This window comes from Microbacterium sp., from assembly GCF_031180975.1.
Classification (GTDB): domain Bacteria; phylum Actinomycetota; class Actinomycetes; order Actinomycetales; family Microbacteriaceae; genus Microbacterium.
Window position 1 is genome coordinate 114,784 of record NZ_JAPSLI010000005.1, and the last position, 13,328, is coordinate 128,111.

A 13,328-nucleotide genomic window follows, 5' to 3' on the forward strand; every position below is an offset into this window, starting at 1 on the left:
CACGTGTTCCCCGACGGTCTCACGGCGCCCGGGCCGGACTCCGGTAGAATCGTCGCACCATGGAGGACCCCCCCAGTAGTACATCGCCCCACCGCCCGCCCCTCGTCCGCGAGGGGAGCAGCAGCTGATGGAATACCTCCTGCTGGGCGTGGGGCTTCTGCTCATCGTGGGGACGGGACTGTTCGTCGCCAGCGAGTTCGCGCTCGTCAATCTCGACCGTGCCGAACTGGAAGCACGCCAGGCGCGCGGCGAATCCCGGCTGTCGCTCACGATCCGTGCGCTGCGGATCACGTCGACGCACCTGTCTTCCGCTCAGCTCGGCATCACGCTGACCACGCTGCTCACCGGTTTCACGATGGAGCCGGCGATCTCGCACCTGCTCGCGCCGGTGCTCACCGCATGGGGGCTCGCTGAGGGCGCCGTCACGCCCGTCTCGGTCACGGTCGCGATGTTCGTCGCCACGGTGCTGTCGATGATCCTCGGCGAGCTGGTGCCGAAGAACTTCGCCCTCGCGCTGCCGCTGGCGACCGCGAAGCTGGTCATGCCGTTCCAGACCGCATTCACCGCCGTGTTCAAGCCCGCAGTGCTGCTGCTGAACGGCAGCGCCAACGCCGTGCTGCGCGCGATGGGCGTCGAGCCCAAGGAGGAGCTCTCCGGGGCCCGCACCGCCGAGGAGCTGTCGTCGCTGGTGCGCCGCTCCGCGAGCGCGGGCGTGCTGGAGAAGGACACCGCCACGCTGCTCGACCGCAGCCTGACCTTCGCGCGCCTCACGGCCGCGGACATCATGACGGCCCGTCCCAGCATGCACGCCATCTCCGTCGGCGACTCCGCCGACGACGTCGTCCAGCTGGCCCGGCGCACCGGCCACAGCCGCTTCCCGGTCTACGACGACGACCTCGATGACATCACCGGCATCGTGCACGTGAAAGCCGCCGTCTCCGTGCCCCGCGAGAAGCGCACCGAGGTGCCGGTCGGTGCGCTGAGCACCGAACCGCTGCGCGTGCCCGAGACCGTGCACCTGGACGCACTCGTCGCCGAGCTGCGCGCGAAGGGCTATCAGCTGGCCGTCGTCGTCGACGAATACGGCGGCACCGCGGGGATCGTCACCCTGGAGGACCTCATCGAGGAGATCGTCGGCGAGGTCTCCGACGAGCACGACCGCACCCGCGCCGGCATCGTGCGCCGGGTCGGGTCGGTGACCTTCCCGGGCGAGCTGCGACCGGACGAGCTGCTCAGTCGCACCGGCATCGAGGTGCCAGAGGGCGACGTGTACGACACCATCGGCGGCTACGTCATGAGTGTCCTGGAACGGGTCCCGGCTGTCGGGGACACCGTGCGCCTGGGCACCGGCACGCTCGAGGTGGTCCGCATGGACGGTCGGCGCGTCGACCGCATCCAGTACCGTCCCGACCCGGTCGAGACCGCGACGGAGGAGGACCGATGAGCGACTGGGCCGGCCTGGTGTGGCTGGTGGTGCTGCTCGCCGCCAACGCCTTCTTCGTCGGTGCCGAGTTCGCCGTGATCTCGGCGCGCCGCTCGCAGATCGAGCCGCTGGCCGAGCGCGGCTCGCGCGCCGCCAAGACGGCGCTGTACGCGATGGAGCACGCGACCCTCATGCTCGCCACCTCCCAGCTCGGCATCACGATCTGCTCGCTGCTGATCCTCAACGTCTCGGAGCCGGCGATCCACCACCTGCTGGAGATCCCGATGCACGCGATCGGCTGGGACGAGGGGGTCGTCTCGGTCGTCTCGTTCCTGATCACCCTGGCGTTCGTGTCGTTCCTGCACGTGGTGTTCGGCGAGATGGTGCCGAAGAACCTGGCCTTCTCGGTGCCCGACCGCGCCGTGCTGGTGCTCGCGACCCCGCTGGTGTGGGTGTCGCGGGCGTTCAAGCACGTGATCTGGCTGCTGAATGCGACGGCGAACGGCGTGCTGCGCCTGTTTCGCGTCGAGCCGAAGAGCGAGGCCGCGTCCGCCTTCACGATCGACGAGGTGGCGACGATCGTCGACCGCTCCCGCCGCGAGGGCGTGCTGACGGATGCCGCCGGCACCGTCGCCGCCGCCGTCGAGTTCACCGACAAGAAAGCGCGCGACGTCGCCGTACCCCTCGCGGACCTGGTGACGCTGCCGCAGACGGTCACGCCGGAGGACATCGAGCGCGCCGTGGCCCGCTACGGCTTCTCGCGCTACGTGATCGTGGACGACGAGCAGACGCCGGTCGGATACGTGCACCTGAAGGACATCCTGCGGGCGGCGGAGGGGGCGGATGCCGCGGAGCGCGCGGCCACGCCGTTGCCGGCCAAGCGGATCCACCACATGGTGCCCGTGCAGGAGGACACCGACCTGGAGGACGCGCTCGCCGCGATGCGTCGCGCCGGCCGTCACCTGGCGCGTGTGCGCGACCTCAACGGCGACACGACCGCGGTGCTCTTCCTCGAGGACATCCTGGAGGAGCTCATCGGCGAGGTGCAGGACGCCACCCGACGCGGCCACCCCGGCACCGAGCGGCGCTGACCGAGCGGCGTCCCCGGCGTGGGGCGCCGGGCTCCGCCCCGACGCAGGTCAGCGCCAGCGCGCCCGCAGATACTGCGGCGGCCACGGCACGTCCACGCCGAGCTCGTGCGCGGCCCGCAGACCGAAGTGCGGATCGCGGAGCCACTCCCGTCCGGCGAAGATCGCGTCGGCCGCGCCCGAGGCCAGCACCTGCTCGGCGTGCTCCGCGGCGGTGATCAGCCCCACCGCCGTCGTGGGGATCCGCCCGCCCTGGCGCACGGTGTCCGCGAGCGGCACCTGATAGCCGGGTCCGAGTTCGATGCGCTGGTGCGCCACGAGGCCGCCGCTGGACACGTCGACGAGATCGGCCCCGTGCGCGGTGCACCACGCACCGACCTGCGCGGCTTCGTCGGGAGTGAAACCGCCGTCGGCGTGATCCGTCGCGGAGATCCGCACGAAGACAGGGACGTTCTGGCCCGCCGTGCGCCGCACCGCGTCCAGCACCTCGATCAGCAGGCGCGCGCGGTTCTCCAGCGAGCCGCCGTACTCGTCGTCGCGCTGGTTCGACAGCGGCGACAGGAACTCGTGCAACAGGTAGCCGTGTGCGGCATGCACCTCCAGCACGTCGAATCCGGCATCCAGCGCTCGGCGAGCGGCATCCTCGAACGCCGTCACGACGGCGCGGATGCCGGACCGGACCAGCGCGACCGGCTCGGCGAAGCCCTCGAACGCGATCGCCGACGGTGCCACGGTGGTCCAGCCGCCCTCGGCGACCGGCACCGAACCGCGCTGCTCCGCCCACGGCCACCACGTCGACGCCTTGCGGCCGGCGTGGGCGAGCTGGATGCCGGCGACGGCGCCGCGGTCGTGGATCGCCTGCACGATCGGCGCCCAGGAGTCGCGCTGGGCGTCGTTCCACAAACCGGTGTCGCGCGGGGAGATGCGCCCCTCGGGAACCACAGCGGTCGCCTCGGCGACGATCAGCCCGGCGCCACCCGACGCGAACTGGGCGAGGTGGGTGTGATGCCACTCCTGCGGTACGCCGTCGACCGCGCTGTACATGCACATCGGCGACACCCACAGTCGGTTGCGGAACGTGACGGAACGGAAGGTCAGCGGGGAGAAGAGAAGACTCACCCTTCGACGGTAGCCGCCGCGGCGACCGACACGGGCCGCGCTAACGTGGATCCATGGTCCGCGAGTGGTCGAGGAGTGACACCGTCGGCTTCCTGCGCATCCCCGGGCCGGACGACGACAAGTACTCGCGCGGTGTGGTCGCCATCCGCACCGGCTCGGCGGACTACCCCGGCGCAGCCGTCCTCGGCGTGGAGGCGGCGTGGCGGGCCGGCGCGGGTTACGTCCGCTACGTGGGCGGAGCAGCGGATGCCGTCCTCGCCCGCCGCCCGGAGACCGTGGCAGGTCCGGACATCGGCCGCACCCGCCCCGGGGCCTGGGTGATCGGGTCGGGCACGGATGCCGCGTCGCGCACGGCCGAGGAGGAGAGCGCGCTGCGTGACATCCTCACCGGCGACGTTCCCGTCGTCGTCGACGCCGGCGCCCTCGATCTCGCCCCCGGCGCGCGGGCGCCGCTGATCCTCACCCCGCACGCGGGGGAGTTCGCGCGGTTCTGCGAGCGCATCGGCGCGCAGGCGGACCTGTCCGGTGAGGCGCGCGCCACCACGGTGGCCGCCGTCGCGGTCCGACTCGGGCAGACCGTGCTGCTCAAGGGCTCCCGCACGCTGGTGTCGGCACCCGACGGCGAGGTCATCCGGCTCGAGGAGGCTCCGGCCTGGCTGGCCACCGCCGGGGCCGGGGACGTGCTCGCCGGTGTCATCGGCGCCCTCGTCGCCGCGAATCCGGGCGGCGCCCTCGCCGAGGCGGCCGCCGCTGCCGCCTGGCTGCACGCGTACGCCGCGCGGCTCGCCGCCGGCACCGTGGGCGGCGCACCGGGGCATCCGATCGTCGCGCTCGACGTCGCCGAGGCTCTCCCGCGCGCCATCGCGGACCTGCTGTCGTGAGGCGCCGTGTCGCCGCGCTGTGGGCGGCTTTCGTGGCCGCGCACGCGCTGACGGCGTGGCTCGGATGGGTGCTGCCCAGCCAGCCGATGGGCGACGTCGTGCTGGTGTACCAGCCGTGGTCCGCATCGGCGCTGTCGGACGGGGCCGTCGTCGGTGTCACCGAGCCGTGGGTGTACCCGCAGCTCGCCCTGCTGCCCATGCTCGCCGCGCAGGGCGTCGCGGCGCCGCTCACCGGGCTGCTCGGCGCCGAGGCCGCGTACCTGGTCGCCTGGGCGATGCTGGTGACCGCCCTGGATCTGCTCGGCTTCGCCGTCCTCGTCGGGCGGGGCCGGAGCACGCGGCGCAACGCGGCCGGCTGGTTCTGGTGCGCGGCGCTGACGCTCCTCGGCCCCATCGCGCTGTACCGCATCGACGCCGTGACCGTCCCGCTCGCCGTCGCGGGCGCCGTGTGGCTGGGTGCGCGTCCACGCGCGGGCGCAGCGCTGCTTGCGATCGGCGCATGGATCAAGATCTGGCCCGGCGCCGTGGTGCTCGCGGCCGGCGTCGCGCTGCGGCAGCGGATCGCGGTGCTGCTCACGGGCGCCGCGACCACCGCCGCGGTCATCGCGGTGCTGTTCCTGCTCGGCGCGGACCGGGAACTGCTCGGCTTCCTCGGCGAGCAGACCGCCCGCGGCCTGCAGATCGAGTCCGTCGCCGCCACGCCGTTCCTGTGGATGGCCGTCGCCGGTTCGGCATCCATCGCCTACAGCTTCGACATTCTCACCTTCCAGATCCGCGCCGGGGGAGCGGATGCCGTCGCCGCGGCGCTCACACCGGTCATGGCGGTCGCGGTCGCCGGCGTTCTCGTCATCGGAGTGCTCAGCGCACGACGCGGCGCCGCCTGGCAGCGGCTGCTGCCGCCCCTCACCCTCGCCCTGGTGACCGCGCTCATCGCGACCAACAAGGTCGGCTCCCCGCAGTTCCAGACCTGGCTGTTCGCGCCGGTCATCCTCTGGCTGGTGCTCGACCGTGCTCGCGCGGCCACGCCCGCCGCATGCACGCTGCTGCTGTGCGCGCTCACCTTCGCCGTGTACCCGCTCACCTACGACGGTCTGCTGCGCGCCGACGTGCTGCCTGTCGTGCTGGTGACCGTCCGCAACATCCTGCTCGTCCTGCTGTTCGCCCACTCGGTGCGCGCTATCCTGCGTGTTCCGGCCCACACCCGCTGATCTCGGAGGAACCATGCTCGTCGCATTCTCAGTCGCCCCGTCAGGAACCGGCCGCGAGGACGGATCCGTCCACGACGCGGTCGCCGCCGCAGTGCGGGTCGTCCGCGAATCCGGCCTGCCGCACCGCACCACGAGCATGTTCACCGAGATCGAAGGGCCGGACTGGGACACCGTGATGGATGTCGTCAAGCGGGCCACCGAGGCGGTGCTGCCGTTCGGATCGCGCGTGTCCCTGGTGCTGAAGGCCGACATCCGCCCGGGCTACACCGGCGAGCTGGACGGCAAGATCGAGCGCCTGGAGCGCGCCATCGGCGAGACCGAGGCGGAGTGAGCCGATGAGCGACACCCGCAGCGACCCCACCCTCGAACAGCAGCGGCTGATCGACGTGGGCGTCGGCTACTGGCGGCGCATGGTCGCCGAGGACGCGCCGCTGTCGGTCGAGCTGCTGCCCGAGGACGATGCCGTCGTCGTCGCGCACGCGGCACGCGGCGGCGGCCGGATCTACGTGGCGGCCGACGAGTCGGCGCTGTTCGCGGCGTCGTCCGCCCCGCCGCACGAGGCCCTGGAAGTGTTCCGCTCGGGACGGCGCACCCCGCCCGAGCACTTCCGCCCGCGGGGCGGCGGCCGGGGCCGGTAGAATCGCCCGGTGACTCCCTCGAACATCTCGAGGGGGGCGGCGATGAGGGCGCTCCTCTCCCTCGCCATCGGCAGCTTCGGCATCGGCATGACCGAGTTCGTCATGATGGGCCTGCTGCCGGACATCGCCCGCGATCTGCTTCCCCACGTCTGGATGCGCAGCCAGGAGCACGCGATCGGCCAGGCCGGCATCCTGATCTCCATGTACGCGCTCGGCGTGGTCATCGGTGCACCCACCATCGCCGGCGCTGTCGCCCGCTTCCCGCGGCACCGGGTGATGATCGGCCTCGCGGTCGCGCTCACAGTCTTCAACGCCCTCGCGGTCGTGCTGCCCACCTTCGAGCTCGTCGCGGCGGCGAGGCTGCTGGCCGGCCTGCCGCACGGCGCCTACTTCGGCATCGGCGCGCTCGTCGCGGCCGACGTGCTCGGCCCCGGTCGGCGCGCCCAGGGGGTCGCTTTCATCCTCACCGGGCTCACCATCGCGAACGTCGTCGGCGTGCCCCTCGGCACGTTCCTCGGCCAGGTGTGGGGGTGGCGGTCGGCGTTCGTCGTCGTCACCGCCGTGTTCGCCCTCGCCGCCGTGAGCATCGGCTTCTTCGTGCCCGAGCACGCCGGCGACCCCGGACGCACCCTGCGCTCCGAGCTGAGCGTGTTCCGCGAACCTCAGGTGTGGCTGACGCTCGGCATCGGGGCGATCGGCTTCGGCGGCTTCTTCGCCGTGTACAGCTACATCGCCCCGCTGATCACGGAGGTTGCCGGTGCCCCGGCGTGGGCGGTCCCGCTCACCCTCGTGCTGGTCGGGGTGGGCATGACCGCCGGCAACCTCGCCGGGGGGTTCCTCGCCGACCGCGACCTGCGCCGCACCCTGCTGCTCGGGCTCGCCGCGCTCGCCGCCGTGCTCGTGCTGTTGGCCGTGCTGTCGTTCTCGATCGTGCTGGTCGTCGCCCTCGCCATGGTCGTCGGCGCGGTCTCCTCGATCCTCAGCCCCGCGATCCAGACCCGTCTGATGGACGTCGCCGGCGAAAACCAGTCGATCGCCGCGGCGCTGAACCATTCCGCACTGAACATCGGCAACAGCCTGGGGGCGTTCCTCGGCGGGGCTGCCATCTCCCTCGGATTCGGCTACGCCGCACCCGAGTGGGTGGGCGCGGCGCTGGCGCTGCTCGGGCTCGGAATCGCAGTCGTCGCGCTCCGCGTCGAGCGCAGGGCGGCGGTCTGAGCGCAGGTTAGAGTTCCGTCATGGATGCCACGCTGCGGGTCGCCGGGACCGCGGTGGTGCTGCGCGACGGCGTCGACGGTCTCGAAACGCTGCTGCTGCGCCGCCCGGAGACAGGATCATTCGCGGGCGCCTGGGTGTTCCCCGGCGGAGCGGTGGAGTCGGGCGACATCCTGGAGGGGGAGACCGAGACCGACGCCGCTCGCCGCGCCGCGGTGCGCGAGACGGCCGAGGAAGCCGGCCTTCGCGTACGCGACCTCCAGCCGGTGTCGTGCTGGACGCCGCCCGTGGACGCTCCGCGGCGCTATCGCACCTGGTTCTTCCTGGCCCGAAGCGCCGAGGACGAACTGGTGCTCAACCCGGCGGAGGTGACGGACGCGGTGTGGGTGACCCCGGCCGGTGCGTTCGACCGTCATGCCGCCGGTTCGCTCGTGCTGTTCCCGCCCACCTGGGTGACCCTGCACGGACTGCTGCCGCATCGCACGGTCGACGAGGCGTACGCCGCGGCCGGCACGGTGCAGCAGTTCGTGACGCACTCCCGCGTCACCCCTTCCGGCCGATTGCTCACCTGGGCAGGCGACGAGGAGCATCCGCACGAGCCCGGAGCCCCCGGCGCCCGACATCGTCTGACCGCCGGACCGCCGCCGTGGCGGTACGAGCGCGGTTGAATCGGCTCGGCCGCGTCAGGTCTCGAGCAGGCGCCGGAGGTGGGCGCCGACGGCATCCGTCTCGATGAGGAAGCCGTCGTGCCCGAAATCGCTGGTGAGCACGACCGCCTCGTCGTCGATGAGATTCGGGATGCTGCGCGCGATGCGCTGCTGCCCGTCCACCGGGAACAGCCGGTCGGTGTCGATGCCGAGCACCAGCGTTCTGGCCGTGACCGCGTGCAGCGCTTCCTCGACGCCGCCGCGATCGCGACCCACGTCGTGGGAGTTCATGGCCTCGACCACCGTGATGTAGCTGTTCGCGTCGAAGCGGCGCGTGAACTTGTTGCCGTGGAAGTCCAAGTAGGACTCGACCGCGAAGCGTCCTCCACGGCCGAGCGGCGAGACGCCCGACTGCCAGGAGCGCTGGAAGCGCTGGTTCAGCTCGATGGGGCTGCGGTAGTTCAGCAGCGCCATCCGACGCGCCAGCGCGAGACCGCGGTGCGGGCCTTCGCCGAGGCCTGCGTCGTAGTACTCGCCGCCGGCGAACCGCGGGTCCATCCGCACGGTCTCCAGCTGCACGAAGTTCAGCGCCAGCTGGTCGGCGGTGGTCACCGGCGGAGAGGACAGCACCGCGAGGCGCTCGACACGCTCGGGTTGCATGATCGCCCACTCCAGGGCGTGCATGCCACCCATCGAGCCGCCGATCACGGCCGCCCACCGTTCGATGCCGAGCCGATCGGCGAGCATCACCTGCGCGGCGACCTGGTCGCGGATGGTGAGGTAAGGGAAGCGGGAGGCCCACTCCCGCCCGTCGGGCGCGATGCTGGCAGGTCCCGTCGACCCCTGGCATCCGCCCAACATGTTCGGCGCGATGACGAACCAGCGGTCGGTGTCGATGGCAGCGCCGGGGCCGACCACGTCGTCCCACCAGCCGGCCGTGGGGTGACCGGCCCCGGCCTCGCCGCGCACGTGGCTGTCGCCGGTCAGCGCGTGGAGGACCAGCACGGCGTTGTCCCGCGTCTCGTTCAGGGTGCCCCACGACTCCCACGCCAGCCGCACACCGGGCAGTTCCGCGCCGTTCTCGGTGCGGAATGCTCCGATCGAGGTGAACTGCCGGTCGCCGGGGGGATCGCCGTCCCGCCAGGCTCCGGTCGACGGCGGCCGGGCGCGGAGCAGGCGGACGTCCGCCTCCGTCACCGGTGCCGACGGCACCGTGTCTTCGGAGGTCGTCTGCCAGTCCATTCCTCCATTCTCGCCTGCCCGGTGGGACGGCGTCCGTAGGTTACGCATCGCGCGTGCGGCAGGTCGCTGTGCGGGCGGCCGGGGTCACATGTGTGCGCCAGTTTGTGGCATCCGCGCCATTGATCGATGTAGCGGATGCTGGATTCTGGCGCGGACGTGGTGCGCAACCGGGTCGGATGCTGGATTCTGGCGCGCACGCGGTGCGCAACCGGGTCGGATGCTGGAATCTGGCGCGGACGTGGTTCGCGACCCCGGTAGCGGATGCTGGATTCTGCCGCGCACGCGGTGCGCGACCGGACCGAATGCCAGCAGTCGGCGCGCACGCGGGAAACGCGGAATGCCCCGGACCGCGCTGAACGAGGTCCGGGGCATTCCGTCGAGAAGGGTCAGGCGCGGGCGGCCTCAGCGACGCGGCGAGCTGCGGCGAGCGCGTTCTCCAGGTCGGCCTTGAGGTCCTCCACGTTCTCCAGGCCCACCGAGAGGCGCACCAGACCGGGCGTGACACCGGCGGAGAGCTGCTGCTCCGGGGTGAGCTGCGAGTGGGTGGTGGATGCCGGGTGGATGACCAGCGAGCGGACGTCGCCGATGTTCGCGAGGTGGCTGAACAGCGACAGGTTGTTGACGAACTCGCGTCCGGCGTCCACGCCGCCCTTCAGCTCGAACGACAGCACCGCGCCGACGCCCTTGGGAGCGTACTTGTTGGCGTTGGCGTACCACGGCGACGACGGCAGGCCCGAGTAGTTCACGGTGGCGACGTCCTCGTGGCTGTCGAGCCACTCGGCGATCTCCTGGGCGTTCTGCACGTGGCGCTCGACGCGCAGCGACAGGGTCTCGACGCCCTGGATCAGGTTCCACGCGCTCTGCGGCGCGATGGCCGAACCCAGGTCGCGCAGCAGCTGCACGCGCGCCTTGATGATGTAGGCGAGTCCGTCGCCGACCGCGGCGGTGTAGCTGGCGCCGTGGTAGGAGGGGTCCGGCTCGGTGAGGCCGGGGAACTTGTCCACGTTCTTCGACCACTCGAAGCTGCCGCCGTCGATGATGGCGCCGCCGATGGTGGTGCCGTGGCCGCCGAGGAACTTGGTGACCGAGTGGACGACGATGTCGGCGCCGTGCTCGAACGGACGGATGAGGTACGGCGTGGCGATCGTGTTGTCGACGATCAGCGGCAGGCCGTTCTCGTGCGCGATGTCGGCGACGGTGCGGATGTCGAGGATGTTGATCTTCGGGTTGCCGACGGTCTCGGCGAAGAACAGCTTCGTGTTCGGACGCACCGCGCCACGCCACTCCTCGGGGTCGTCCTGGTTCTCGACGAACGTGACCTCGACGCCGAGCTTGGCGAGGGTGTACTTGAACAGGTTGTAGGTGCCGCCGTAGATCGAGCTCGACGAGACGATGTGGTCGCCGGCCTGCGCGATGTTCAGCACCGCGAAGGTCGCCGCGGCCTGCCCGCTGGCGAGGACCAGCGCACCGGTGCCGCCCTCCAGCGCCGCGAGGCGCTGCTCGAGCACGTCCTGCGTGGGGTTCTGGATGCGGGTGTAGATGTTGCCGAACTCGGCCAGCGCGAACAGGTTCGCGGCGTGGTCGGCGTTGTCGAACACGTACGAGGTGGTCTGGTAGATCGGCGTGGCGCGCGACTTGGTCACCGGGTCGGGGGCGGCGCCGGAGTGGATCTGCTTGGTCTCGAAGCGCCAGTTCTCGGGTGCGGGCATGTCTTCTCCAGTTCGAAGGCGGAGCGGGTGGAGGTGGTCGTCGCGGCAGGATGCCGTGATGCGAGAGTACGAAGTGTGAGCGCTCGTCAACAAGCGCCCGGAAATGTGACGTAATAGTCCGGGCCGGTCGCGCGGGCGGAAAAGTCGTACGGTGGAGTCATGGTGATCAGACGTGCCGTGGTGACCGGAGCGAGCTCGGGTATCGGGGAGGCGACCGTCCGCGCGCTGCGCGGGGGCGGCTGGGAGGTCGTGGGGGTCGCGCGCCGGGAGGACCGCCTCGCGGAGCTGGCGGAGCAGACCGGCGCCTCGGCGATCGCGTGCGACCTCACCGACGGCGACGCCGTGGCCGCCCTGGTCGAGCGGCTGGAGTCCACCGGCCCGGTGCATGCGCTGGTGCAGGTCGCGGGCGGCGCCCGCGGCACCGAGAGCGTCCAGGACGGCTCGGTCGAGGACTGGCAGTGGATGTACGACGCGAACGTGCTGTCGTCGCAGCGGCTCGTCGCCGGGCTGCTACCTCTGCTGCGTAAAGCCGCTGCCGCGGACGGCCACGCCGACATGGTCTTCGTGACGTCGACAGCGGCGCAGACTCCGTACCCAGGCGGCGCCGGGTACAACGCCGCGAAGGCCGCCGAATCGATGCTCGTGCGGGTGCTGCGCCAGGAGCTGAACGGTGAGCCCATCCGGGTCGCGGAGATCGCGCCGGGCATGGTGCACACCGAGGAGTTCGCGCTCAACCGGCTGCGCGGCGACCGGGTCGCGGCCGAGTCGGTGTACGCCGGGGTCGAGGAGCCCCTGTTGCCCGAGGACGTCGCCGACATCATCGCCTACGCGCTGGCCGCGCCGCGTCGGGTCAACCTCGACCTGGTCACGATGCGTCCCGTCGCCCAGTCCGCGCATCACCTGCTGGCGCGCGGGCCGCTGCACGTGCGGACCGACGTCGACTGATGCCGAGGACGCTGTCCGAGCTCGCCGACGACGGGCTGATCGACCCTGGCTGGGCGGAGGCCCTCGCCCCGGCGCAGCCCGTCATCACCGAACTGGGTGAGCGCCTGCGCGCCGAGCAGGCGGCCGGTCGCGGATACCTCCCCGCCGGTGCGCACGTGCTGCGCGCGTTCCAGCGCCCGCTGGACGACGTGCGGGTGCTGATCACCGGACAGGACCCGTACCCGACACCTGGGCACCCGATCGGCCTGTCGTTCGCCGTCGACCCGCACGTGCGCCCCCTGCCGCGGAGCCTCGCGAACATCTACCGCGAGCGGGAGAGCGACCTCGGCATCCCGCCGGCGCCGCACGGGGACCTCAGCGCGTGGAGCGACCAGGGCGTCCTGCTGCTGAACAGGGTGCTCACCGTGCAGCCCGGCTCTCCGGCATCCCATCGCGGCTGGGGCTGGGAGCAGGTCACCGAACTGGCGATCCGTGCGCTCGTGGCCCGCCGCCGACCGCTCGTGGCCGTGCTGTGGGGCGCGGATGCCAGGGGGCTGCGTCCCCTCCTCGCGGACACACCGGTGATCGAGTCCGCGCACCCCTCGCCGCTGTCGGCGAGCCGCGGCTTCTTCGGCTCGCGGCCGTTCTCCAGGGCGAACACCCTGTTGGAGGGTCAGGGCGCGGCTCCGGTCGACTGGCGCGTGGCGGGGGAGGCATGAGCGGGGTGCGGCTGCGTGCGGTGCAGGATGCCGATCTCGCGGCGATCCGCGACATCTACAACCACTACGTGCGCACCTCCACGGTGACCTTCGACGAGGTCGAGTCGGACGTCGACGGGTGGGCCGCGAAGAAGGAGCGCATCGTCGCCCTCGGCCTGCCGTTCCTGGTCGCAGAATCCGACGTGGGGGAGCTGCTCGGCTACGCACTCGCGCAACCGTGGTCGCCCAAGTCCGCCTACCGGTTCACGGTCGAGAACTCGATCTACCTGGCACCCGCTGCCGCGGGCCGTGGTGTGGGGCGGACGCTGCTCGAAGCGTTCCTGGCCGCGTGCCGTGACGCAGGCCTGCGACAGGTGATCGCGGTGATCTCCGAGGAAGGCGCGGACGCGTCCATCGCCCTGCACCGCCGGGTCGGGTTCGTCGACGCGGGCCGGCTCACCGCCGTGGGGGAGAAGTTCGGCAGGGATCTCGGCGTCGTGCTGCTTCAGCTGAGTCTCTGACTCAGGGAAGGAAGG

Annotated in this window: 14 protein-coding genes; 11 read left to right on the plus strand and 3 right to left on the minus strand. The window is 71.7% G+C overall.

The annotated features are described in order from the left end of the window. The first annotated feature begins 127 nt into the window (after positions 1 to 127). A complete protein-coding gene (locus RIF65_RS08660; protein WP_309065124.1) occupies positions 128 to 1,444 on the plus strand; it encodes a hemolysin family protein in 1,317 nt (438 codons plus the stop codon). Beyond that, positions 1,441 to 2,514, plus strand: a complete 1,074-nt coding sequence (locus RIF65_RS08665) for a hemolysin family protein (RefSeq protein WP_309065125.1) — start codon at positions 1,441 to 1,443, stop codon at positions 2,512 to 2,514. The genes RIF65_RS08660 and RIF65_RS08665 overlap by 4 nt, the downstream gene beginning before the upstream one ends. Positions 2,515 to 2,562: 48 nt before the next feature. On the opposite strand, the gene RIF65_RS08670 is transcribed toward RIF65_RS08665, so the two are convergent. Then, on the minus strand, positions 2,563 to 3,630 hold the full coding sequence (locus RIF65_RS08670; protein ID WP_309065126.1) for an NADH:flavin oxidoreductase/NADH oxidase: 1,068 nt from the start codon (positions 3,628 to 3,630) through the stop codon (positions 2,563 to 2,565). A 53-nt stretch (positions 3,631 to 3,683) separates the two neighbouring features. On the opposite strand from RIF65_RS08670, the gene RIF65_RS08675 reads away from it, so the two are divergent. Genes RIF65_RS08675 through RIF65_RS08700 form a run of 6 tightly spaced genes read left to right on the plus strand, consistent with a single transcriptional unit; the run spans position 3,684 to position 8,240 of the window. Then, entirely contained in the window at positions 3,684 to 4,511 is an 828-nt protein-coding gene (locus tag RIF65_RS08675) for an ADP-dependent NAD(P)H-hydrate dehydratase (protein ID WP_309065127.1), read from the plus strand. Next, positions 4,508 to 5,719 carry a hypothetical protein gene (locus RIF65_RS08680; protein WP_309065128.1) on the plus strand — a complete coding sequence of 404 codons (1,212 nt, stop codon included), beginning with the start codon at positions 4,508 to 4,510 and terminating at the stop codon, positions 5,717 to 5,719. Before RIF65_RS08675 ends, RIF65_RS08680 begins: the two co-directional genes overlap by 4 nt. 13 nt (positions 5,720 to 5,732) lie before the next feature. Then, complete coding sequence (locus RIF65_RS08685) at positions 5,733 to 6,050, plus strand: thiamine-binding protein (RefSeq protein ID WP_309065129.1); 318 nt, start codon at positions 5,733 to 5,735, stop codon at positions 6,048 to 6,050. 4 nt (positions 6,051 to 6,054) lie between these two features. Next, the gene (locus RIF65_RS08690; protein WP_309065130.1) at positions 6,055 to 6,357 is read left to right on the plus strand and encodes a hypothetical protein; all 303 of its coding nucleotides are present in this window, start codon (positions 6,055 to 6,057) and stop codon (positions 6,355 to 6,357) included. A 42-nt stretch (positions 6,358 to 6,399) separates the two neighbouring features. Next, on the plus strand, positions 6,400 to 7,575 hold the full coding sequence (locus RIF65_RS08695) for an MFS transporter (RefSeq protein WP_309065295.1): 1,176 nt from the start codon (positions 6,400 to 6,402) through the stop codon (positions 7,573 to 7,575). A 20-nt stretch (positions 7,576 to 7,595) separates the two neighbouring features. Next, positions 7,596 to 8,240 carry an NUDIX hydrolase gene (locus RIF65_RS08700; protein WP_309065131.1) on the plus strand — a complete coding sequence of 215 codons (645 nt, stop codon included), beginning with the start codon at positions 7,596 to 7,598 and terminating at the stop codon, positions 8,238 to 8,240. A 15-nt stretch (positions 8,241 to 8,255) separates the two neighbouring features. On the opposite strand, the gene metX is transcribed toward RIF65_RS08700, so the two are convergent. Then, positions 8,256 to 9,461 carry a homoserine O-acetyltransferase MetX gene (metX, locus tag RIF65_RS08705; RefSeq protein WP_309065132.1) on the minus strand — a complete coding sequence of 402 codons (1,206 nt, stop codon included), beginning with the start codon at positions 9,459 to 9,461 and terminating at the stop codon, positions 8,256 to 8,258. Between the two features lie 386 nt (positions 9,462 to 9,847). After that, positions 9,848 to 11,170 carry a bifunctional o-acetylhomoserine/o-acetylserine sulfhydrylase gene (locus RIF65_RS08710; protein ID WP_309065133.1) on the minus strand — a complete coding sequence of 441 codons (1,323 nt, stop codon included), beginning with the start codon at positions 11,168 to 11,170 and terminating at the stop codon, positions 9,848 to 9,850. Between the two features lie 159 nt (positions 11,171 to 11,329). On the opposite strand from RIF65_RS08710, the gene RIF65_RS08715 reads away from it, so the two are divergent. Genes RIF65_RS08715 through RIF65_RS08725 form a run of 3 tightly spaced genes read left to right on the plus strand, consistent with a single transcriptional unit; the run spans position 11,330 to position 13,313 of the window. Beyond that, complete coding sequence (locus tag RIF65_RS08715) at positions 11,330 to 12,115, plus strand: SDR family oxidoreductase (protein ID WP_309065134.1); 786 nt, start codon at positions 11,330 to 11,332, stop codon at positions 12,113 to 12,115. After that, positions 12,115 to 12,813, plus strand: coding sequence for a uracil-DNA glycosylase (locus RIF65_RS08720; RefSeq protein ID WP_309065135.1), 699 nt, complete (start codon positions 12,115 to 12,117; stop codon positions 12,811 to 12,813). Before RIF65_RS08715 ends, RIF65_RS08720 begins: the two co-directional genes overlap by 1 nt. After that, a complete protein-coding gene (locus RIF65_RS08725; RefSeq protein ID WP_309065136.1) occupies positions 12,810 to 13,313 on the plus strand; it encodes a GNAT family N-acetyltransferase in 504 nt (167 codons plus the stop codon). The genes RIF65_RS08720 and RIF65_RS08725 overlap by 4 nt, the downstream gene beginning before the upstream one ends. Positions 13,314 to 13,328 lie beyond the last annotated feature (15 nt).

What these genes read in the sequence shown, in the direction of transcription:
- RIF65_RS08660 (WP_309065124.1), top strand. Translation starts at nt 128, where the DNA reads ATGGAATACCTCCTGCTGGGCGTGGGGCTTCTGCTCATCGTGGGGACG.
- RIF65_RS08665 (WP_309065125.1), top strand. Translation starts at nt 1,441, where the DNA reads ATGAGCGACTGGGCCGGCCTGGTGTGGCTGGTGGTGCTGCTCGCCGCC.
- RIF65_RS08675 (WP_309065127.1), top strand. Translation starts at nt 3,684, where the DNA reads ATGGTCCGCGAGTGGTCGAGGAGTGACACCGTCGGCTTCCTGCGCATC.
- RIF65_RS08685 (WP_309065129.1), top strand. Translation starts at nt 5,733, where the DNA reads ATGCTCGTCGCATTCTCAGTCGCCCCGTCAGGAACCGGCCGCGAGGAC.
- RIF65_RS08690 (WP_309065130.1), top strand. Translation starts at nt 6,055, where the DNA reads ATGAGCGACACCCGCAGCGACCCCACCCTCGAACAGCAGCGGCTGATC.
- RIF65_RS08695 (WP_309065295.1), top strand. Translation starts at nt 6,400, where the DNA reads ATGAGGGCGCTCCTCTCCCTCGCCATCGGCAGCTTCGGCATCGGCATG.
- RIF65_RS08700 (WP_309065131.1), top strand. Translation starts at nt 7,596, where the DNA reads ATGGATGCCACGCTGCGGGTCGCCGGGACCGCGGTGGTGCTGCGCGAC.
- metX (WP_309065132.1), bottom strand. Translation starts at nt 9,461, where the DNA reads ATGGACTGGCAGACGACCTCCGAAGACACGGTGCCGTCGGCACCGGTG.
- RIF65_RS08710 (WP_309065133.1), bottom strand. Translation starts at nt 11,170, where the DNA reads ATGCCCGCACCCGAGAACTGGCGCTTCGAGACCAAGCAGATCCACTCC.
- RIF65_RS08715 (WP_309065134.1), top strand. Translation starts at nt 11,330, where the DNA reads ATGGTGATCAGACGTGCCGTGGTGACCGGAGCGAGCTCGGGTATCGGG.
- RIF65_RS08720 (WP_309065135.1), top strand. Translation starts at nt 12,115, where the DNA reads ATGCCGAGGACGCTGTCCGAGCTCGCCGACGACGGGCTGATCGACCCT.
- RIF65_RS08725 (WP_309065136.1), top strand. Translation starts at nt 12,810, where the DNA reads ATGAGCGGGGTGCGGCTGCGTGCGGTGCAGGATGCCGATCTCGCGGCG.